Origin of the sequence: Clostridium lundense DSM 17049, assembly GCF_000619945.1 — a bacterium.
Lineage (GTDB): Bacteria > Bacillota > Clostridia > Clostridiales > Clostridiaceae > Clostridium_AO > Clostridium_AO lundense.
This window is the reverse complement of sequence record NZ_JHVC01000016.1, coordinates 63,084-84,314: the sequence shown is the minus strand read 5'-3', so window position 1 is coordinate 84,314 and position 21,231 is coordinate 63,084. Positions and strand designations below refer to the sequence as shown.

General features: G+C 29.7%; 19 protein-coding genes and 1 tRNA gene. 6 read left to right on the top strand and 14 right to left on the bottom strand.

The genetic code is table 11. The annotated features are described in order from the left end of the window. Window positions 1-48: 48 nt before the first annotated feature. From T514_RS0116845 to tsaD, 6 genes are all read right to left on the bottom strand, one after another. Window positions 49-1,053: an ABC transporter permease gene (locus T514_RS0116845; RefSeq protein ID WP_027625827.1), complete on the bottom strand. Its 1,005-nt coding sequence runs from the start codon at window positions 1,051-1,053 to the stop codon at window positions 49-51. Between the two features lie 86 nt (window positions 1,054-1,139). After that, window positions 1,140-2,717 (bottom strand): ABC transporter substrate-binding protein, encoded by a 1,578-nt coding sequence (locus tag T514_RS0116840; protein ID WP_027625826.1) that lies wholly within the window; start codon window positions 2,715-2,717, stop codon window positions 1,140-1,142. Between the two features lie 426 nt (window positions 2,718-3,143). Beyond that, complete coding sequence (locus tag T514_RS0116835) at window positions 3,144-4,493, bottom strand: GntP family permease (protein ID WP_027625825.1); 1,350 nt, start codon at window positions 4,491-4,493, stop codon at window positions 3,144-3,146. A 152-nt stretch (window positions 4,494-4,645) separates the two neighbouring features. Next, the gene (locus T514_RS0116830) at window positions 4,646-5,797 is read right to left on the bottom strand and encodes a glycerate kinase family protein (protein ID WP_027625824.1); all 1,152 of its coding nucleotides are present in this window, start codon (window positions 5,795-5,797) and stop codon (window positions 4,646-4,648) included. Between the two features lie 127 nt (window positions 5,798-5,924). Next, window positions 5,925-7,070, bottom strand: coding sequence for a CdaR family transcriptional regulator (locus T514_RS0116825; protein ID WP_051542105.1), 1,146 nt, complete (start codon window positions 7,068-7,070; stop codon window positions 5,925-5,927). Window positions 7,071-7,139: 69 nt separating this feature from the next. Next, window positions 7,140-8,165 (bottom strand): tRNA (adenosine(37)-N6)-threonylcarbamoyltransferase complex transferase subunit TsaD, encoded by a 1,026-nt coding sequence (gene tsaD, locus T514_RS0116820; RefSeq protein ID WP_027625822.1) that lies wholly within the window; start codon window positions 8,163-8,165, stop codon window positions 7,140-7,142. 576 nt (window positions 8,166-8,741) lie between these two features. Here tsaD and T514_RS0116815 point away from each other — a divergent pair. Beyond that, window positions 8,742-9,362, top strand: coding sequence for a RusA family crossover junction endodeoxyribonuclease (locus T514_RS0116815; RefSeq protein ID WP_027625821.1), 621 nt, complete (start codon window positions 8,742-8,744; stop codon window positions 9,360-9,362). An 18-nt stretch (window positions 9,363-9,380) separates the two neighbouring features. On the opposite strand, the gene T514_RS0116810 is transcribed toward T514_RS0116815, so the two are convergent. From T514_RS0116810 to T514_RS0116800, 3 genes are read right to left on the bottom strand one after another with little or no spacing between them, the layout of a single operon-like run. After that, a complete protein-coding gene (locus tag T514_RS0116810) occupies window positions 9,381-9,752 on the bottom strand; it encodes a DUF1667 domain-containing protein (RefSeq protein ID WP_027625820.1) in 372 nt (123 codons plus the stop codon). Between the two features lie 6 nt (window positions 9,753-9,758). Beyond that, a complete protein-coding gene (locus T514_RS0116805) occupies window positions 9,759-11,024 on the bottom strand; it encodes an NAD(P)/FAD-dependent oxidoreductase (protein ID WP_027625819.1) in 1,266 nt (421 codons plus the stop codon). Between the two features lie 17 nt (window positions 11,025-11,041). After that, window positions 11,042-12,481: an NAD(P)/FAD-dependent oxidoreductase gene (locus T514_RS0116800; protein ID WP_027625818.1), complete on the bottom strand. Its 1,440-nt coding sequence runs from the start codon at window positions 12,479-12,481 to the stop codon at window positions 11,042-11,044. Window positions 12,482-12,757: 276 nt separating this feature from the next. Between T514_RS0116800 and T514_RS25855 the strand changes: the two genes are divergently transcribed. Next, window positions 12,758-13,708 (top strand): L,D-transpeptidase family protein, encoded by a 951-nt coding sequence (locus T514_RS25855; RefSeq protein WP_051542103.1) that lies wholly within the window; start codon window positions 12,758-12,760, stop codon window positions 13,706-13,708. Window positions 13,709-13,868: 160 nt separating this feature from the next. On the opposite strand, the gene T514_RS25850 is transcribed toward T514_RS25855, so the two are convergent. The 4 genes from T514_RS25850 to T514_RS0116775 all read right to left on the bottom strand — a co-directional run bounded on the left by T514_RS25850 (window position 13,869) and on the right by T514_RS0116775 (window position 16,617). Further along, on the bottom strand, window positions 13,869-14,930 hold the full coding sequence (locus T514_RS25850; protein ID WP_051542101.1) for a hypothetical protein: 1,062 nt from the start codon (window positions 14,928-14,930) through the stop codon (window positions 13,869-13,871). A gap of 232 nt (window positions 14,931-15,162) precedes the next feature. Then, window positions 15,163-15,238 (bottom strand) — tRNA-Trp (locus tag T514_RS0116785). A gap of 54 nt (window positions 15,239-15,292) precedes the next feature. Continuing rightward, window positions 15,293-15,673: a zinc ribbon domain-containing protein gene (locus T514_RS0116780; RefSeq protein WP_027625817.1), complete on the bottom strand. Its 381-nt coding sequence runs from the start codon at window positions 15,671-15,673 to the stop codon at window positions 15,293-15,295. 32 nt (window positions 15,674-15,705) lie between these two features. Further along, window positions 15,706-16,617, bottom strand: a complete 912-nt coding sequence (locus T514_RS0116775; protein WP_027625816.1) for a metal ABC transporter substrate-binding protein — start codon at window positions 16,615-16,617, stop codon at window positions 15,706-15,708. 135 nt (window positions 16,618-16,752) lie between these two features. Here T514_RS0116775 and T514_RS0116770 point away from each other — a divergent pair, with 135 nt between their 5' ends. The 4 genes from T514_RS0116770 to rimI all read left to right on the top strand — a co-directional run bounded on the left by T514_RS0116770 (window position 16,753) and on the right by rimI (window position 19,718). Further along, a complete protein-coding gene (locus T514_RS0116770) occupies window positions 16,753-18,018 on the top strand; it encodes an HD-GYP domain-containing protein (protein WP_027625815.1) in 1,266 nt (421 codons plus the stop codon). A gap of 83 nt (window positions 18,019-18,101) precedes the next feature. Continuing rightward, window positions 18,102-18,560, top strand: coding sequence for a tRNA (adenosine(37)-N6)-threonylcarbamoyltransferase complex ATPase subunit type 1 TsaE (gene tsaE / locus T514_RS0116765; protein ID WP_027625814.1), 459 nt, complete (start codon window positions 18,102-18,104; stop codon window positions 18,558-18,560). Further along, window positions 18,557-19,270, top strand: a complete 714-nt coding sequence (gene tsaB / locus T514_RS0116760) for a tRNA (adenosine(37)-N6)-threonylcarbamoyltransferase complex dimerization subunit type 1 TsaB (protein WP_027625813.1) — start codon at window positions 18,557-18,559, stop codon at window positions 19,268-19,270. Before tsaE ends, tsaB begins: the two co-directional genes overlap by 4 nt. Next, on the top strand, window positions 19,236-19,718 hold the full coding sequence (rimI, locus tag T514_RS0116755) for a ribosomal protein S18-alanine N-acetyltransferase (RefSeq protein ID WP_084284677.1): 483 nt from the start codon (window positions 19,236-19,238) through the stop codon (window positions 19,716-19,718). Before tsaB ends, rimI begins: the two co-directional genes overlap by 35 nt. A 190-nt stretch (window positions 19,719-19,908) precedes the next feature. Here rimI and tyrS read toward each other — a convergent pair whose 3' ends face one another. Further along, on the bottom strand, window positions 19,909-21,129 hold the full coding sequence (gene tyrS, locus T514_RS0116750) for a tyrosine--tRNA ligase (RefSeq protein WP_027625811.1): 1,221 nt from the start codon (window positions 21,127-21,129) through the stop codon (window positions 19,909-19,911). Window positions 21,130-21,231: the final 102 nt, after the last annotated feature.

Here is a 21,231-nt window from a genome sequence, read left to right as displayed (position 1 = left end):
TTTAGTTCCATATTAGTCTCCATAATTAATACCTCCCCATCCCACATTTTAGGAGTACTTTATTCTTGGATCTAAATAAGCATATAACAAATCTACTATTAAATTTACTAGCACAAAAACTGTAGCAAGTATCATTACAGCACCCTGTACCACCGGATAGTCAGATTTCAAAATAGCATCTATGGTATAGCTTCCTACCCCTGGCCATGAAAATACAGTTTCAGTTAACACCGCTCCTCCTAACAAAGATCCTAATTGAAGTCCTATAACAGTAGTAACTGGTATTAAAGCATTTCTTAAAGCATGCTTTAATATAACTGCTTTTTCAAACAACCCTTTTGCTCTTGCAGTTCTTATATAATCTTGCTTTATAATCTCAAGCATGGTAGACCTAGTCATACGAGCTATAATAGCAGTAGAATAAGACGCTAATGCAATAGCTGGTAATATTAAATGTTTTAAACTATCTTTAAAAGCTACCATATTACCTGAAATCAAACTGTCTAAAAGATAAAGTCCTGTAATATGAGTGGGCTCCATACCTATAGTCATTCTTCCAGATACAGGAAGCAAGTGCAGCTTAACTGAAAATAACACTATAAGCATAAGTCCAAGCCAAAATATAGGCATTGAAACACCAAGTAACGATATAAACATACTCATATAGTCAACTATAGAATTTTGCTTTACTGCTGAGAGTATTCCCATTAATATTCCAAAAACTGAAGCAATAATTATAGCAGCTAATGCTAATTCAATGGTAGCTGGAAATCTTGATAATATTTCCTTTGTAACAGAAGTTTTTGTTATAAGGGAGTTTCCAAAATTTCCACAAAAAACACCTTTTATAAACATGGCATATTGTACATATAAAGGCTTATTTAAACCTAATTCTTCTCTTAGTTTCTCTACTTGTTCTGCAGTAGCATGTTGCCCCAATATGATGCTAGCAGGATCTGTAGTAAAAACATGCATTACTAAAAATACCAATACAGATACGCCAATTATAACTGGCACTAATAATGCTAATCTTTTCAATATATATTTCAACATAACCTTATCCCCCTAATTTATTGTTATGTATGAATAGAAACCCCGTTTTTAAACGGGGTATTTCTTAAATTTTTCTTTCATATGCCTTATTCTTTATCTACATTTTTCAAAAATACAACTCCTGTAGGATGAACCTTAAAATTCTTTATTTTTGGCGAATAAGCTGCCATATCCTTTGCATAGGAAATAGTAAGCCATGGTGCATCTTTATCTACTACACTTTGAATTTCTTTATATACATTATTTCTTTCTTCCCCATTTGGAGTTCTTCTACCCTTGGCTAATAATTCATCAACTTTAGAGCTGTTATATTTTGCAGAATTTAAAGTTGATTTTATTTCTTTTGAATCAAATAAGGATAAGAAGTTATCTGCATCTCCATTATCTCCAGTCCAGCCATAGAATAATATGTCTCCTTCTCCTTGTGCAATTTTCTCTTTATATTCTTTCCAAGGATATACATCAATTGTGGCCTTTATTCCTACCTTTGATAAATAGTTTTGTATAGCTTCTGCTAGCTTTTGTCCATTTACAGGGTTATATGGTCTTGGATTTGAATATGCAATCATTTTAATTTGTAAATTCTCTTTTCCAGCTTCCTTTAACAAATTTTTAGCTTTTTCTGGATTATATTCATAAGATTTTATTTTATCATTAAATCCAGGTATGAAAGACGGTAGTGGAGCATATGCTACATCTGCAAATCCTTGATACAAATACTTAACAAGTTCTTCTCTATTTATTGCATAACTTATTGCTTGTCTTAATTTAGTATCATTAAATGGAGCTCTTGAGCAGTTAAATGCCATATAATTTATATTCATACCTTTTTCATTTAATATATTCATTTTACTATCTTTGATTTTTTTAACATCATTAGGATCAACTCCATCCATCATATCAACAGCACCTGTCATAAGCTCACTAGCACGAACAGAATTTTCCTTTGTAAATTTAAACACTACCTTATCAGCTTTAGCCTTATCTCCCCAATACTCATTATTTCTTTCAAGAGATATTGATTCTCCCTTTTTCCATGCTACAAACTTAAATGGACCCGTACCTACAGGTGATTCATTTATATTGCCACTATTTTTCTTTAAAGCCTCTGGACTCGCCATAGGTGCTGCAAGACACATAGCTAAATTGGCTAAAAATGGAGTATACGGTTCTTTTAAAGTAATTTTAACTGTATAATCATCTACTTTTTCAACCTTTTGAACCTGCCCAAAAGTAAATGACGCGTAAGGCATATCTTCTTTTGCATTTGGAGGCAATTGTCTCTCAATATTATACTTTACAGCGTCTGCATTAAAAGGAGTACCATCATGGAATTTTACCCCTTCTCTTAATTTAAACGTATATTCTTTACCATCCTTGCTTATATTCCAACTCCTAGCAAGACATGGCTCTAGTTCAGTAGATTCATCCTTATACTTTAGTAGCCCCTCATAAACATTAACAATTACTTTAGCAGATTCCCCATCATCTACATAAGCTGGATCTAAGCCCCTAGGATCAGAACCTTGTGCAAATATCAAAGTTTTTGCTGTATTTTGAACTGTGCTATTAGCAGGCTTGTTTCCTCCATCTCCGCAACCCGTAAAAAATATTGTGGATGTAACTATAGTTGTCATGATTAGTGCAAGAATTTTCTTTTTCATTTTATAACCCCCTTCATTTTTCTTAATTTTGCAATTGAATATTATTTTTTGCAATTTCCAAGCCCCAATTTGAAAATTGCAAATTTATAATTTTTCCTTTTACTCTATCCAAAATTCAATTTATATTTCTGCTCAAACTCAAGTGTTATCTAGTGGTCTTCACATATTTATAATTGAAATTTATACCAGTAAATATATTCAATAGTTTCTTTTTAATATACATTATATGGTATGTTTATGAAATTTGCAATTTTAAAAATTGCAAATTTTATTATTAAAGCTTCATGTAATCAATTTCATTTATTCATTTTTACCTCATAGTACTTATTTCTAGCTATTACTATGACTTTTATAGAAATACACTTGTTCTTTATATAAAGAAAATGAATTAAAAAATCCAAGCGCACATATGCGCTTGGACTGTTTTTATAATAATATAATAGACAAAATAAATATAGTAATCATTGCTACAACCCCTTCAATTAAAGTGGCTAAGGTTTGTGTTTTATATGCGGTTTTTATATCCATTCCTCCAAATTGTGATACAACCCAGAAGAAACTATCGTTGGCATGAGATACTGTCATCGCACCTGCTCCTATAGCTGCCACAACTAAAGTTTTAGCAATGTCACCTGTAAAACCTAATGAAGGTAGTAATGGAAACATAAGAGCTGAAGTTGTAACTAATGCAACTGTTGATGATCCTTGAGCAGTTTTTAGAGCTGCTGATATTATAAACGGTAATAATATACCTATGTTTAAACTCTTTAATGACATACCAATGTATTCACCAACTTTAATTTCTTTAATTACATTTCCAAGTGCGCCTCCAGCTGCTGTTACTACTAATATTATAGCTGCATCCTTAAGCGCTTCACCTATCCAACCAGTTAAAGTTTCTTCATCAAATTTAGGTAATAATTTAAATGCAAATATTACACCTATGAGCAGTGCATTCATTGGTACACCTAAGAATACACATACTTTTTTAAACGTACCTCCTCCAAATGGATTACCTGGAAAACTAGCCGCTGACCCAATAGCCATCAAAATGATAGGAATAATTATAGGTGCAAAGGCATCCCATGCATTAGGCAACTTACCATGCTTTGCCATCTCATCTTCATAAGTTTCATTGTTATCTTTATAATTTACAGCTTCATATTTTGAAGCTACTTTATTGGCAAATATATTTCCAGATATAGCAGCTGGTATGGCGACTAACATTCCTATTCCTATTACTAACAATAGGTTGTCCAACTTCAAATTGGCTGCTGCTGCTATTGGTCCAGGTGTTGGCGGTACCAATGTATGTGTAGCATATAGCCCTGTAGATAATGCTACTGACATAGCAACAAAAGAAGTTTTTGTTTTTTTTGCCAAAGTCTTATTTAATGAAGATAAAATTACAAATCCAGAATCACAAAAAACTGGTATAGATACAATATAGCCTATTATACTCATTGCTAAAGTGGGTCTTTTTTCTCCCACTACTTTTATTACAACATCAGCCATTTTCAAAGCTGCTCCTGACTTTTCTAAAATTGTACCTATTATACAGCCTGATATTATTACTATACCTATACTAGTTAGCGTTCCTCCAAAACCCTTTGATATTATATCTGCTACTTTACTCGCTGGAACACCTCCCACAAAAGCTAATCCATATGCCGCAATTATTAATGATAAGAATGGATGAATCTTCAATTTAGAAGTAGCAATTACAATAAATATGATAGCTAAAAATAATGATAATACTAATAAAAAACCTCCCATTTTATATAACTCCCCCTAAAATATATTTATTATTAAATTATATAAACATTGATTTCTCTTCATTAAAACCAGCATAAAATATTTTTAAAATAATTTATTCCTTATTTAAGAAGGGTATAATCAACGAATTAACAAAATAATAAAAACAAGTTTTACTTGCTGTGATCATATACTTTAGAAATATTCATAAGCCTAATAATTCTTTCCATTGAATTCTCTAAAAGCTCCCCACTATTTTTTATTGCTTCTTCAAGAGATAAAGGCTTATCTATTATTGAAAATATACTATCAATCCCCTTATTGTATAATTCCTCTGCACCATCGCCTATGCTGCCAGCGATGGCAATTACTGGCTTATTATATTTTTTAGATATTTGAGCTACACCATAAGGTGTTTTCCCAAAAGAAGTTTGAAAATCTATCTTACCTTCCCCTGTTATAACTAAATCAGCTTGTTGTACTTTTTCCTCTAATCCAGTTACCTCTATAACTATATCAATTCCTCTTTTTAACTCAGCATTTAAAAAAACTAGTAATCCTGCTCCTAATCCACCTGCTGCACCAGCTCCTGGATAGTTAATTATACTTTTATTAAACTTTAATTCTAATAGTTTTCCGTAATGCAACAAATTTTCATCTAGTATTTCTACCATTTCTTTTGTAGCGCCTTTTTGAGGACCATAAACGTAAGATGCTCCTTTTTCCCCACATAAAGGATTATCTACATCACAAGCTGCTATTATATTTACATTTTTTAACAATGAATTAAATGAAGCTAAATCTATTTTTTCTATATTGCCTAATTCTCCCCCACCAAATCCTATACTTTTACCATTTTTATCCAAAAATTTAGCACCTAGTGCCATAGCCATTCCTGCACCACCATCGTTTGTTGCACTTCCACCTATACCTATAATAATTTCGCTACATCCTTTATCAATAGCATCTTTTATAAGCTCACCAGTACCGTAAGTAGTGGTCTTTAAAGGGTTTCTTTCTTCTTTTTCTATTAATGGCAATCCCGATGCTGCTGCCATTTCAATCACAGCTGTTTTTCCATCACCCAAAATACCATAAAAGGCTTCTACTTCTTCTAGCAAAGGACCCTTAACTTTTTTCTTTATCGTTTTACCTAAAGTAGCATCCACTAATGATTGTACAGTTCCTTCTCCACCGTCTGCCATAGGAACCTTTATAATATTCACATCACTAACAACTTTTTTTATTCCATTTTCTATATAATTACATGCTTCACAGGCTGTTAAACTTCCTTTAAAAGAATCTGGAGCTATAACTATATTCACTTCACATCACCTACCATAATTTTACTATTATTCTTATTATAGTGCATCTTTCAAATATATAAAATATATAATTCATATAATATTTCACTATTAAAAACTTCATTTTTTTGTACTAAATATACAAATCTTATAACAGTAAATTTATTGCTAGATATATTAACATGCATTCATAAGGCTTATTTATCTCCATATTAAAAATTTCCTTAGCCTTATTTAATCTATATATTACAGTATTTCTATGAACATACAAACTCTTTGAAGTGCAGTTAATATTCATTCCATTTTCAAAATACACCTTAATAGTATTTACTATTTCATTATTTTTTTTATCTAATATAATCTCATCTAACCCATTTAAAAACTCATTTTTATCTTCTATCTTAATATTTTGTAATAATAGTTGTAATTTATAGTCCTGTAAAAAGTATATATTTTTAGCTTTATCTATTCTTTTGCCAATTTCCATAACTCTGCATGATAGCAAATATGATTTAGCATATTCTTCAACATTTTTGCACAAACTACCTATTCCCACGCACATATTTACCCCTAGCTGTTCTAATATGCTCTTACATATGTTATCACAATAATTATAAAGATTTTCTTCCTTACTTTTTAACAATATAAATACTTGTTCTTTAAGATTAAATATAATATCATCGCTATCTAAAACATTGGAAATTATACCGGTTATTTTTTCCTTAAGCTCTTGTATCATAATTTCATTAAGATCATTATGTATAATATACTGTTGGAAATTATTTATACTCATTACTATTACATTTCTTTCCTTGTCCAAACTAAAGTCCACAAGTTTAGCTCTATGTTCTAATAAACTTAAATCCATATTATCATGCTTTTTTATTAGTTCCTTCGCAAAACTTCTTTTAGCTCTTGACTGAAATAATTCTATCTTTTGCCTTTCATTTTCCTGTATCATAAGCTCTACTAATTCTTTAACTATTAAACCATATCCCTTTACATCTTTTGGTTCTCCAGTTATTCCTACAACCCCTACTACCTGTCCATTATGGTATAATGGTAAATTCACCCCTATTCTGCATCCCTTATATTTTTTTGCATCTTCTTTTGTTACTATAACCTCTTCCATATTTACAGCAGCTATTTTAGCTACTTCATGAAATGTATTTATTCTATCCTTATCCCCAGATCCAATTATTATTCCCTCAGTATCCATTATATTTATATTTTTTCCCAATATCTTTATAAGCCTATCAACTATTTTCTGAGAATCTCTATTAGAAATTATCATATTAGTTATAAATTCCTCCTTATATAGTTAAGGAGAATGTCTAGTATTAAGACATTCTCCTGTTATTTTCTATCTTTCTCCAAGTTTTAAATTAGGTACTGCATTTAAATCCAAGTTAGCCACTCTTCCTTTTAGCAACTCAAAGTAAGCTGCACTTCCAATCATAGCCGCATTATCAGTACATAATATAGGTTCAGGAAAAAGCACCTTTATTCCTTCTCTTTCTCCTGCTTTTATAAGCGAATTTCTTAGACAAGAATTTGAGGCTACTCCTCCTGCTACTGCAATTTTGTCTACCTTTTTTATTTTACATGCCTTTATTGCATTATCCACTAAAAAGTCTACTACTGCTTTCTGAAATGAAGCAGCTACATCTGCTCTATTTACTTCTTCATTCTTCATCTGCATGTTATTTAAATAATTTAATACCGCTGATTTTACTCCACTAAAAGAAAAATCTAAGCAGCTATCATCATGAAAGTTTGCTCTAGGAAATTTTATTGCTTCATCATTTCCCTCTTTTGCTAATTTATCTATTTTTGGTCCTCCAGGATATCCAAGTCCAATAGCTCTAGCTACTTTGTCATAAGCTTCTCCAGCAGCATCGTCTCTTGTCTCTCCCATAACTTCAAATTCGCCATAATCCTTCATATGGACTATAAAAGTATGACCACCAGATACTACTAGACATACAAAAGGAGGCTCTAATTCCTTATACTGAATAAAATTAGCACTTATATGCCCCTCTATATGGTTGACACCTACTAGAGGTTTATCTATAGCATAAGCAAGTCCTTTGGCATATTGAAGTCCAACTAGCAACGCTCCTACAAGTCCTGGTCCATAAGTTACTCCTACAGCATCTATATCCTTTAAAGATAATTTTGCACTATCCAAAGCTTCTTGCACTACTGCACTAATTGCTTCTATATGTTTTCTTGAAGCAACTTCAGGCACTACTCCACCAAATTTTTTATGTATGTCTATTTGAGATGCAATTATATTTGATAAAACCTGTCTTCCATTTACTACTACTGCCGCTGCTGTTTCATCGCAACTACTTTCTATAGCAAGTATTTTTATATCCTTTTCCATAATCTTTACCTCTCTTACTTTATCCACATAATAACTTTAAGTTATAAACAATATTAACATTATTTATATGTATATTTACCATCACAATTATACTTTATTAATCTTTTATTATCAATGTTCGTATTGAAATATACTACTTTATAATGATAACATTAAAATGCGGAGCACTTTTTTCAGAGCACAGAGCACAGAGTACAGAGTACAGATAAGGAAAGCTTCTAAACTACACGCTATGCGTGGCCCGAAGGGATTAATAAACTTGATCTGTTATTGAATTAAAATTAAATATTGTAATTTAAACTTAAAAATAGTTAGTCGACAGACTACAATTTCACTTAAACTTTAATCTTTAGTATATGCAGTATGTAAAAATAATAAAGAATAATTATTAAAGATTATAAAAAGAGTTTTAACTTCTATGTAAAACTAATAATAGCTTGTTCTAGGGATAGTTGAGAATTTCATTTTGAGCTTTTCTGTAGTATCAACAGAAGAAAAGCCTCATTATCTGTACTCTGTGATCTGTAATCTGTAATCTAAAAAAATTGATCACAATTTTTTTAAAGGGTGGTTTACATGAAAAATTATGCAAAAGTTATAGTCAAAGGTTCTCCAATATCAAAATCTAACTTTAAACTATTTAATTTAAATGGTAGAGCTATTTTACCATACAATTCCGGTAAATATCATGATAGATATGCACTATACGAAGAGGAAATCGCTTATGAAACTAAAATTCAAAATCCAAACTTAGTTTTATCTGAAGCATTAATAGCTGTGTTAAAAGTATATTACAAAAGTGAAAAAAGACATCCAGATACCAACAATATTACAAAAAGTATATTTGATGGTATAGAGAAAAGTGGATTAATAGTTAATGATGCTCAGATTAGAAAAATTATAATAGAGGAATTTTATGATAAAGAAAATCCTAGATTTGAATTAGAACTTTTTGGTGAAAGTTCTTATGAGATAAGTTACTCTGTTAATAAAAAGCAAATCCCTGGTACTCCAATAGAATATGATCCTCCAGCAAATAAAAAGGGTAGTCTTTTAAAGAAAGAAAAAGCAATTAAAGAAACTTCCAAAAAAATTTGTTGCAATATATGTGGTAAAGTTATTAAAAATAAAGAAGCTATTTCTGCAAATAATGGTAGTATGAAAATATGTAGAGAGTGTTTAAAAAAACTTTTTTAAACACTCTCTAAAACTTAATTAATTAGATTTTTTGCTTATACTTCTAGTAGCTATAACATTAATTCCTGTATTTGAAACATTTTTAAATATAACATCTCCTATATTTATAGGAGCTTTTACTACAACTCCTTGTAAACATTTTATGCAATCAGATATTTTGCTTTTAGGAATATCCTTTTCTGTTTTAACTGGTAAAACATCAATTTCCCCATCTTCTACAAATACAGACGAAGTAACTATTCTAGTAGGATTAGTACATTCTTTTTTTGCATACTCTACACCCATAGCACAAGTATTCCCATATACATTTACTACCTTTTCATTTTCTATCTCTACCTTTAAAGGACAGCCCATAGGACATCCTATACAGGTTAAATTTCTAACTTCCATAATACCTTATTCCTCCTCTACCTTAAAAATAATTTTCTTACACTGAGGATGCTTTTCTAACATAGCCTTTGTAATTCTAACTTCCTCCATTTCCCCTGGAGTAAGTATTCTTTTCTTTATATGAAATTTTCTATTATCATCAAAATATACAGAAATATAGCTGCTCTTATACACATTTCCTACTATAAATCTAACTTGTATAAAGTTTTCCACATTATCAGGATTTATATATTTAGGCACTGTATATCTTACGCCATCTGTAGCTATTAATTCTATAGCATTTTCTTTATTATTAAAATTCATTCCCTTTACATATCTAGCCGCATTTTCCCCAGCCATATGACTTTCCATACTTACATTATCTACAAGATCATGAACATGGAGCACATTACCACAAGCAAATATTCCTTCCACTCCTGTTTCTAAACTTTCATTTACTATAGGACCACTGGTAACTCTAGAAATCCCTATCTCTGCTTTTCTAGATAACTCATTTTCTGGTATAAGTCCTACAGATAGAAGTAACGTATCACAGGAAATATATTCTTCTGTTCCTTTTATAGGCTTTCTATTTTCATCAACCTTAGCTATAGTTACTCCTTCTATTCTATCTTTACCTTTTATATCTATAACAGTATGACTTAGTTTTAATGGAATATCAAAGTCATCTAGGCATTGAACAATATTTCTCTTAAGTCCACTAGAATACGGCATTAATTCAACTACAGCTTTTACCTTTGCACCTTCAAGTGTCATTCTTCTTGCCATAATCAAACCTATATCTCCAGACCCTAAAACTACTACTTCCTTACCAGGCATATAGCCTTCAATATTGACAAATTTTTGAGCAGTTCCAGCAGTAAAAATACCTGCACATCTACTACCAGGGATATTTAACGCTCCTCTTGGTCTTTCTCTGCATCCCATAGCTAAAATTACCGCTTTAGCCTTTATTTCTATTATTCCATCATCCTGATTTACCGCTGTTATAATCTTATCTTTATTTAAATCTATTACCATAGTATTAAGTTTATAAGGTATTTTCATTTCTAACACTTTCTTTATATATCTATCTGCATACTCTGGGCCTGTTAATTCTTCTTTAAATGTATGCAGTCCAAAACCATTATGAATACATTGATTCAATATTCCACCTAGTACGCCTTCTCTTTCTATAATTAATACATTATCAATTCCTTTTTCTTTTGCAGAAATAGCGGCTGCAAGACCTGCAGGACCTCCGCCTATTATAACAATATCATATTCTTGCATTTAAACCCCTCCACTATTTAAATATTTTCTTTATTTTTCCCACCAATTAATAAGTTAGACTCACTTCCAAACTTGGTTATTTCATTAGGTATTTTATCTAGTTCCCTACATAAAATATCCACTACTCTTGAAGTACAAAAACCAGCCTGGCATCTTCCTGCTCCAGCTCTAACTCTTCTTTTTATTCCATCTAAATCTCTTGCACCTAAAGGTCTTCTAATAGCATCAACAATTTCTGCCTCTGTTACAGTTTCACATCTACATATAATTTTACCATAGGAAGGATTCTCTTTTATAAGTTTCTTTCTTTCTTCATTACTTAAATTAGCAAATTTTTTTATTCCTTTTCTTACAGGATTGAAATTTTCATTTTTTTCTGGAGAGAGTTTATCTACAACTATTTTCCCTACCATTTCTCCTATAGCAGGCGCACTGGACAATCCTGGAGATTCTATAGCAGCTGCATTAATAAAGTTTTCAGCATCCTCAGCCTCTCCAATTATAAAATCACCTGTATTTCCACGAGCCCTCAAGCCACAAAAAGATGTTATAATTTGTCCTCTTGGAACTTCATTTACACTTATTTTAGCTCTGTCTAGTATATAATCTAAAGCCTCCTGTTTTGTAGTTAAATCATTCTTGTCTTCTATATCTTCAGCATCAGGACCTATAAGTAAATTACCATCTACTGTAGGCGTTACTAAAACTCCTTTTCCTAGCGCAGTTGGTAACTGGAACAAGGTTCTAGTTGCTAAATTTCCAACTACTTTATCAAACAAACAATACTCTCCTTTTCTTGGAGTTATTTTTATTTTATTTTTACTTACCATATTATTTAAATCATCTGCAAAAAGTCCTGCTGCATTTATTACCATCTTGCACTCTAATTCACCATTGTTAGTTTCTAGCAAATATCTATCCTTTAATTTCGTTATATTTTTAACTTCTGTATTAAGTTTAAATTCTACACCATTTGTATAAGCATTTTCTGCAAATGCTACTGTAACCTCGAAAGGACACGTAATTCCTCCTGTTGGTAAATACAAAGCTGCTACTACAAACTCCGATAGATTTGGTTCCATCTCTAAAGCTTGTTGTCTATTTAAAATTTTCATATTAGGAACCCCATTTTTTTCTCCCTGTTCCTTTAATTTAATTAAATTGCCCATATCCTTTTCATCAAAGCAAAGTACAAAAGAACCATTTCTTTTAAAATTAAAATCTAATTCTTTAGAAAGCTCTTCATACATAGCATTTCCCTTAACATTTAATTTTGCTTTTAATGTGCCCGGAATCGGATCTTCCCCAGCATGTACTATTGCACTGTTGGCTTTTGAAGTTCCCATACCTACATCATTACATTTTTCCAATACACAAGTATTTAATTTATATCTAGATAATTCTCTTGCAATGGCACATCCTGTCACACCCGCACCAACAATTATAACATCATACATTTATAAACCCCCCTTATAAAATAAAAAAGAGCACAAATTTTAAGGTGAGTTCACCTTAAAATTTGGCTCTCTTGTACTCCGCCATCATTATTGACTTTACCTATATTTTACCACTTATATATACTTTTTTCAAGCTTAAACCCAAATTTGGTTAAAATTTCATAAAATTTATATAATTAATTTTTTAATATACTGTCACAAATTTCAAAGAATCTTAGTATATTAATATAGTTATAAAAAATAACATATACATCTAAAGGGGGAGGGGGACTAATAATGTTTAAAAAATTTTCATCTTATCTTATCCCTATTTCAATACTTTTATTGCTCTGTTTCTATGTTGCCTATAAAATAAGTTATAAAACTTTTTCTAATAATCCTAGTAATACTAATAGCAATAATAACACTACTGAAATATTAATTAATAGCAAAGAAAAACATATTTCAGTAGGTTCTACTACAGATAAAAATAATAAGGTTGAAGGCACTAAAAAAGAAGCTATAATCAATGAAGAAAAAAAACAATTGGCTACTGAAAAGCAGAAAAAAGAAAACTCTATTCCAGAGAAAACAAAAGAAAAGACGCACTATGAATATAAAGACTTTTTTGAACGATTAAAGGAACTTGGATTTTATAAAACAGAACTTAAAGATGAAAATATCAACTTTAGAAATGCCGTATTAAGATTTCAAAGTTCTCAAAACATTTCAGTAGATGGTATTATTGGGCCTGAAACTACAAATCTACTTATGAAAGAAAAAAAGCAGACTACAGATACTTTGCCTAAAGATTTTTCAAGTGGATATTGTATTGTTATAAATAAAGATACTAGAATTCTTACAGTGTACTACAATAAATCTATTCATAAAAAATATCCTATTGCCGTAGGACGTGATCCCTCTTTTACGCCTAATGGAAAATTCACCCTAGCTACAAAACTAATAGATCCAGCTTGGTACAATTCTAAAACAGGCAATACTATTGCTGGAGGAATCCCACAAAATCCACTGGGTAAAAGATGGTTGGGGCTATCTTTTAAGGGAGGATCTACTTATGGAATACATGGCAACAATAATCCTTGGTCTATAGGAACTAACGCATCTTTGGGTTGCATAAGAATGATAAATACTGACGTAGAACAATTATTTGATTATATACCAATGGATTCTCCAATATGGATAGGAGATTCAAAACTATTAAATTCTTGGGGAGTAGTTCAAAAGTAAAAAAATGATCTGCACTTTTTTCAGAGTATAAGTCGTAATATGTTTATAAAAAAATTTAATGCAATTGATGATATTGTCATATATTTAACTCTCTTTCAGAGCATAATAAAAGCACCTACAATTAAGTAAGTGCTTTTATTATTAATGTATTATTAATGTATTATTTATTTTTTTGACTTTCCATATACTTTTCAATATTCCTTATCATTTCTTCTGTACTAATTTCCTCATTTTCTGATTCTATAACTTCATATTCTGCATCTGGAGTTAATGTTACATTGTTTTGCTTTTGCATTTGTCCAGTTTGTTGCAAGTAATCTAAAACTATATTATCTGCTTGTATACTGCTCACCATTAGCCATTCACCATAAATTGCTCCAAATTTTTCACTAAACCATTCACATGAATATTGGCTAAAACTAGAGAATAATGTATATATATCCCCTAATCTATTATACATTTTTGTGCCATCATCATTTGTCCACTCTACAATTTTATTTAAATCAACTTTCCTAATATCTTTTACTATTACACTTAAGACACTTCCATCTAATTTATAATAAATATCAGCAATATTCTCATACTCATGTCCTGTAAGTTTATACCATCCCTGCATTTCTCCTAATGCTGGTTTTGAGTCTAAAGTTTTCTTTTCGTTATAAGACCATTTTTTATATACATCATATGGAATCTCATTTTGAGGAATCATTCCCACATATATTGTTGATGTTGGTTTGTAATAATTAAAATCAATACCAAGTATTTTACAAACCTCTTGTAATGATACAAAAACCTCATTATTATAAAGTATAGTATCTGATTTAATTTTTTCACCATGAACTTTAACATTAATACTATTAAGAACAACATCAATACTACTCAATTCTTTTGAAATAAGTACATCTTTTGTATTTTTATTTGCTTGCTTAATATTTCGCGGAATTTCTCCAGCAGGTACCTGTCCTATATATATTGTCTTAGTAGGTTCATAAGTGTAAATAGACAAATTAAATAATCTAGCAATATTCTTTATTGGTAGATATATTGTCCCGTTATATACCATCCTATTGCCATTAAAATTAACTCCATTTATTTTAATATTAGTTTTATTAAACATAACCTCTATTCTTTTTTTATTTGTAGAAGCAAATACAGAGACTGGTGTAATAATAAAAATTGCAATCATTATTGTTATCAACATTTTGTTCATTTTTACTTTCATTGCAACTCCTCCCTTTTCTTCTATATTGTACCATACACCATGTATTGTTGAATAGTTTATCTTTTTGCATTTCTCATAGTAGCTTTAAGAAAACAAACAAATCAGAAAATTTTCTATAAAAAATAGTGATTCTTAAGCATATATTTTTAAAGACAACCAAATGCTTAAAAATCACCCAGTTAAATATGTGTATAAAAAAACCAGTAACCTTTACAGTTACTGGTTTTCCTTATGGCAGGGGCACGAGGACTTGAACCCGGAACCAACGGTTTTGGAGACCGCTACTCTACCAATTGAGCTATACCCCTTCGTTACGAGTCTTATTATAGCACAGCATATTACAATGGTCAACTATTTTTTTATTATTTTAATTTTGCTCCACAATGAGGACAATATTGAAAAGAACTATCTACTATATTTCTACAGTTACGACAAATTATTTCCCTGGAATTATATTGTTTATACACTTCTTTCAAGTATGAATCCTCTATGTTAATTTCCTTTCCTTCTTCTAACCCTTCCCCAATTTCTAAAGGTATTTCAAATATGGAATTACAACATCTTGAAACTAAATAATATCTTTTATTCCACTTAAAAATTGGTATAAAGAAGAAATGAAATACTTCACATACTTTTATTAATTCATAGCTTGACATATTTCCACAAGCTTTACATATAATATTTTGTATAAATTTTATACTCTTTTTTCTTTGCTCAATACCAAATATGCCAATAAAAAACATTGCCTCTCCTCCATAGTAAATAGCTTTAGAAGCTATTTACTACTCTTTAAAATAGCTTCTAAATTATTAATATTATATTTTAATATACTTATATAATCCATATTTTCCTTATATACAATTAGCTTTACTGGCTTAATATTATATTTTTTCATTAATTCTGCATTTTTCTTAAGCTCTGCATCATTACTATATAAGAAAATAATGTTTTTATTATCATTTATTTTTCCTTTTATATCTTCATCCTTTTCATTCCCTACTAATTTAGTAACTTTCATATTAGAATATTTTATAAAATATTCTATTTCATCTTCATTATAGAATATAACATAATCCTTAAACTTGTTTCCCATTTCCTTAAATTTCTTTTCATAAATCTCTAATTCTTTTAATTTGTTAGTAAAATTCTTTTCATAATAATCTCTATTTCTTGGATCCCTATCTTGTATAGAATTTTTGATATTTAATAATGCTATCTTGTAATTATCTATGTTAAGCCAATAATAAGGATTTTCTTTCAAAATTAAATTCTTATACTTTACTTGTTTATTATAAGATAATAAATTTACTCCTCTTGAAATATTTATTATTCCTACTTTACTCTTATTTAATTTATCTAAAAATTCATTTATCCAAGGCTCCAATCCCGCTCCATTATATATAAATAGATCCTGCTTACTAATATTATTTAAACTATCATCAGAATATATATAATTAAATTCCTCCTCTTTATTTTTAAACATATATTGCACAAAGTGTTTATCCTTTATAATATCTTTTGTCATAAAATATAAAAACTTATCTGTTACTGCAATGTTTAAATTAACTTCATTATTTTTTTTTACATTCATACTTACTCTTTCCAATACCTCGCTATTATTTTTATTTCCACAAGCAAAAAAAATAATAGAACAGCACACTAATACTATATATAAACTCTTTTTCAAGTCTTTCACCTCTTACAAATACATACATTTATATATATTTTACATAATTGAATTATGTATTGCAAACTATTATTTATTAATATTATTAGTTATGTTAAAATATATTTACCAAATTTCAATTAGTGAGGTAAAAATATGAAAATTAATTTTGATAAAATAATTCGTTCTATCTCCATAGCTCTGGATTTAGCTGAAATAAGTTCAATGGATGAATCAGATAAAGAAATTATAGAAGATGTCACGAATATAAATTATTCAGAGCACAAATTCATGCATCATGCTCAAAGAACAGCCTATATCTCTCTTGAATTAGCATGTCAACTCAATTTACCTGAAAACAGTCGAAAATTAATTTACATAGCTTCTTTACTACATGATATAGGTGCCGCAAGTTGTTTGAATCAAAGCCATAATTCTCATACTTATATATATGAGCATTGTACAATAGGTGCTAACATAACTAAGAACTTTCCTATTTTCAATAACCTCTCTGATATAATTCTTTATCACCATGAAAATTTTGATGGCACTGGAGCTATGAAAGTTTTAGGTAATGATATACCAATAGAAAGCCAAATAATTCGATTAGCTGATCTAGTAGATGTCTCCTATTCAGAAAAAAAGCCTTCATTTAAACAGAAAAATAGAATAATTAACTGGGTAAAGGGAAATTCCAAAAAAATATTTTCTGCTGATTTAGTAGATGCCTTTTTAAATTGTTCAAAAAGAGACAACTTTTGGTTTAATCTAGAAAACATACTTTCTATGGACTTTATATTGGATAGTATATGCCCTAATCTAAATATATATTTAGATATTCACCAATTTGAAGAAATAGCTTACATGTTTTCGCAAATAATAGATAATAAGAGTAAATTCACCGCGAAACATTCTCATAGTATATCAAATTTAGCATATAAAGTTTCTAAATATTTAAACTATCCAGAAGAAAAGTGTATAAAAATGAGAATTGCTGGATTACTCCATGATATAGGAAAATTAGCTGTTCCTACTAAAATACTAGATAAAAATTCTTCATTGTCTAGTGATGAATTTTCTATTATTAAATCTCATGTATATTATACAAAAATAATATTGGATAGAATAGAAGATATACCAGATATAAGCGAATGGGCTTCTAACCATCATGAAAAATTAAATGGTAATGGCTATCCTAGAGGTTTATGTGCTGATAATCTCTCTGAGGAATCAAGAATTATGTCTGTATGTGATATATATCAAGCCTTAACGGAAGATAGACCTTATAGAAAAGGGCTAAGCGATGATAAAACCTTTGCTATAATGGACGAAATGGTAAAAGAAAACTTTATATGTGAAAAAGCCTTAAGCTACTTAAAAGGATCATTAGGTTATATTGAGAAAAACCCATTAGAACATTAGGGTAATTGAAAGTTGCCTTTTCTTTTTTAGCTTTTTTGGATAAAATATGTGTATAATATTAAATTAGAAAGTAGGTTCATTAAATGGAGTTTTTTGTAGAAAGTATAGAACAAACTATGAATATAGGACGCCAAATAGGTAAATTAGCTAAACCTGGCGATATAATTTGCCTTATCGGGGATCTTGGAACTGGTAAAACTCATCTTACAAAGGGTATAGCTGAAGGATTAGATATACACGAACATATAACAAGTCCAACTTTTAATATTGTTAATGAATATGATGGTAGATTAAAATTTTATCATTTTGATGTATATAGAGTAAATGATCCAGATGAAATAGCAGCAATAGGCTTTGATGAATATATATTTAGTGAAGGTGTAAGTGTAATAGAATGGGCTAACTATATAGAAGAACTTATCCCAGATGAGCATTTAACTATAACTATAGAAAAAATAAATAATGAAAATGAAAATTCAAGAAAAATAACATTAAAAAATTTTGGTGAAAGATATAATTACATAAAGGAGATTAAACTATGAAAATATTAAGTTTAGACTCAGCTACTGAGTCAGCTACTTGTGCCATTATAGAAGATGAAAAATTATTGGGTGAAGTAACTTTTAATTATAAAAAACAACATTCTGTTATTCTTATGAATATGATTGATTATCTATTAAAAAATTTAAATTTAAAAATTTCTGATATTGATGGTTTCGTTGTATCTAAAGGACCTGGTTCATTCACAGGTCTTCGAATTGGTGCTGCTACAATAAAAGGCTTAAGCCAAGGAATCCAAAAGCCTTTTATATCTGTTTCTTCTTTAGATGCTCTTGCATATAATTTATCTTATACTGATGGAATCATTTGTCCAATATTAGATGCCTTAAGAAATAATGTTTATACAGCTATATATAAATTTAATGATAGTAATTTAGAAAAATTAATTGATTATTCCCCTATGGCAATTGATGACTTAATTGATATATTAATAAAATATAATGAAAAAGTAACTTTCATAGGTGATGGTGTCCCTAAGTTTTGTGAAATGCTAAAAGAAAAACTACCCAAAGTATCTTTTGCTCCAATAAGCTTAAACTTTGTTAAAGCTTCTTCTCTAGGAGAAATTGGACTGAATTTATTAAAAAAAGGATTAAAAGAAGATATATATGAATTTGCTCCAATATATCTTAGAAAATCTCAAGCTGAAAGAGAATATGAAAAGAAAAAAGGCGCTGATATTAATGATTAGTAATGAAATAAAAATATGTAAAGCTGATCCACATCATGTAGATGAAATATTTAAAATAAGCAATCTAAGTTTTCCCATATCTTGGAGTAAAGAATCTATAAAAAAAGAGATTGTTGATAATAAACAGGCTATTTATTTAGTAGCATTAAAACAAGATAAAGTAGTTGGATATGGTGGAGTATGGGTAATTCTAGACGAAGGACATATTACAAACATAGCGGTCAATCCAGACTTTAGGGGGATTGGTGTAGGATCTCTCATTTTAGACGGACTTATAGAAGCATGCAAAAATAAAGATGTTGAACATATGACTTTAGAAGTAAGAAAATCAAACACAGCTGCTATAAATCTATATAAAAATTTTAATTTTATCCAAGAAGGCATACGAAAAAAATATTATGCAGACAATGGCGAAGACGCCTTAATTATGTGGAACCACTATATATAAAAAGTGTGAAGCACTTTTTTAGAGTACAGATTACAGAGCACAGAGGACAGATAATGATAATTTTTCTCCATTAACATTACGAAAAATTTTTATCAAAGATTTTCTGTAGTGTTAACGGAGAAAAAATCATCTAAAATCTGTCCTCTGTGCTCTTTTCTCTGTAATCTGAATAAAAATTGCCTAGCAATTTTTATTCTAGTACTATTCTGTTATAGTTTTTCTTTCCTCTTTTCACTATCATACTGCCATCTATGAAATTTTCTTCAGTTATAACCATATTTACATCTGTAACTTTTTCATCATTTACACTTAAACCACCCTGTTGTACCAATCTTCTTCCTTCTCCTTTGGATGGTAATATTTTTGTTTCTACAAGTATATCTAATATAGATACGTTTAGTTTATCTTTAGCAATAGCTGCTGTTGGTACATTACTCATATCTTTTCCTGCACCAAATAAAGCTTCTGCAGCTTCTTTTGCTTTCATAGCCTCTTCTTCACCATGAATCAGCTTTGTAACTTCATATGCAAGAACTCTTTTTGCTTCATTAATTTCTGATCCTTGAAGAGAAGCTAATCTTTTTACTTCTTCCATAGGTAAGAAAGTTAATAGTGCTAAACATTTTTCTACATCTGCATCATCTACATTTCTCCAGTATTGATAAAACTCATATGGAGTAGTTTTTTCTTTATCTAACCATAATGCACCTTTTTCAGTTTTACCCATTTTCTTACCTTCGCTGTTAGTAAGTAAAGTACATGTCATGGCAAAAGCAGGTTTTCCCTCTTTTCTTCTTATTAAATCTGTTCCAGCTAACATATTGGACCATTGGTCATCTCCTCCCAATTCCATAACACATCCATATCTTCTGTTTAATTCTAAGAAGTCATATCCTTGCATTAACATATAATTAAATTCTAAAAATGATAATCCCTTTTCTAACCTTTGCTTAAAGCATTCTGCTGTAAGCATTTTATTTACTGAGAAATGTACACCTATCTCTCTTATAAATTCAACATAGTTAAGTTTTAAAAGCCACTCTGCATTATTTGCAAGTATAGCTTTATCATCAGAAAAATCTATAAATCTTGAAAGCTGGCTTTTTATAGACGCAACATTTTTGTCTATTGCTTCTTTAGATAACATTTTTCTCATATCAGTTTTACCACTAGGGTCACCTATCATAACGGTTCCCCCTCCAACTAATGCTATAGGTCTATGTCCAGCTCTTTGCATATGAGCCATCATCATAAGTGGTAAAAAATGTCCTATATGTAAACTATCTGCTGTTGGATCAAATCCTATATAAAATGTAACTTTTTCCTTATTTAGCATTTCTTTTATTTCTTCTTCATGAGTTAACTGCTTTATGTAGCCACGTTCTACTAATATGTCATATACATTATTCATTTTTATTACCTCCAAGTAAATAATTTTCTATATAAATATGCAAATTAATAATAATATAATTATAGTATATAAATAAACTATTTTTTTATCAACTTTTTATAC

Excerpts from the sequence above, each read along its gene's own strand:
- T514_RS0116810 (WP_027625820.1), bottom strand. The coding sequence starts at position 9,752 with ATGGAAGTTAGAAATTTAACCTGTATAGGATGTCCTATGGGCTGTCCT.
- T514_RS0116800 (WP_027625818.1), bottom strand. The coding sequence starts at position 12,481 with ATGTATGATGTTATAATTGTTGGTGCGGGTGTGACAGGATGTGCCATT.
- T514_RS0116845 (WP_027625827.1), bottom strand. The coding sequence starts at position 1,053 with ATGTTGAAATATATATTGAAAAGATTAGCATTATTAGTGCCAGTTATA.
- T514_RS0116815 (WP_027625821.1), top strand. The coding sequence starts at position 8,742 with ATGAAAAATTATGCAAAAGTTATAGTCAAAGGTTCTCCAATATCAAAA.
- T514_RS0116835 (WP_027625825.1), bottom strand. The coding sequence starts at position 4,493 with ATGGGAGGTTTTTTATTAGTATTATCATTATTTTTAGCTATCATATTT.
- tsaD (WP_027625822.1), bottom strand. The coding sequence starts at position 8,165 with ATGGAAAAGGATATAAAAATACTTGCTATAGAAAGTAGTTGCGATGAA.
- T514_RS25850 (WP_051542101.1), bottom strand. The coding sequence starts at position 14,930 with ATGAAAGTAAAAATGAACAAAATGTTGATAACAATAATGATTGCAATT.
- T514_RS0116840 (WP_027625826.1), bottom strand. The coding sequence starts at position 2,717 with ATGAAAAAGAAAATTCTTGCACTAATCATGACAACTATAGTTACATCC.
- T514_RS0116825 (WP_051542105.1), bottom strand. The coding sequence starts at position 7,070 with ATGATAATTTCTAATAGAGATTCTCAGAAAATAGTTGATAGGCTTATA.
- T514_RS25855 (WP_051542103.1), top strand. The coding sequence starts at position 12,758 with ATGTTTAAAAAATTTTCATCTTATCTTATCCCTATTTCAATACTTTTA.
- rimI (WP_084284677.1), top strand. The coding sequence starts at position 19,236 with ATGAAAAGAAAAAAGGCGCTGATATTAATGATTAGTAATGAAATAAAA.
- T514_RS0116805 (WP_027625819.1), bottom strand. The coding sequence starts at position 11,024 with ATGCAAGAATATGATATTGTTATAATAGGCGGAGGTCCTGCAGGTCTT.
- tsaB (WP_027625813.1), top strand. The coding sequence starts at position 18,557 with ATGAAAATATTAAGTTTAGACTCAGCTACTGAGTCAGCTACTTGTGCC.
- T514_RS0116770 (WP_027625815.1), top strand. The coding sequence starts at position 16,753 with ATGAAAATTAATTTTGATAAAATAATTCGTTCTATCTCCATAGCTCTG.
- T514_RS0116780 (WP_027625817.1), bottom strand. The coding sequence starts at position 15,673 with ATGTTTTTTATTGGCATATTTGGTATTGAGCAAAGAAAAAAGAGTATA.
- tyrS (WP_027625811.1), bottom strand. The coding sequence starts at position 21,129 with ATGAATAATGTATATGACATATTAGTAGAACGTGGCTACATAAAGCAG.
- tsaE (WP_027625814.1), top strand. The coding sequence starts at position 18,102 with ATGGAGTTTTTTGTAGAAAGTATAGAACAAACTATGAATATAGGACGC.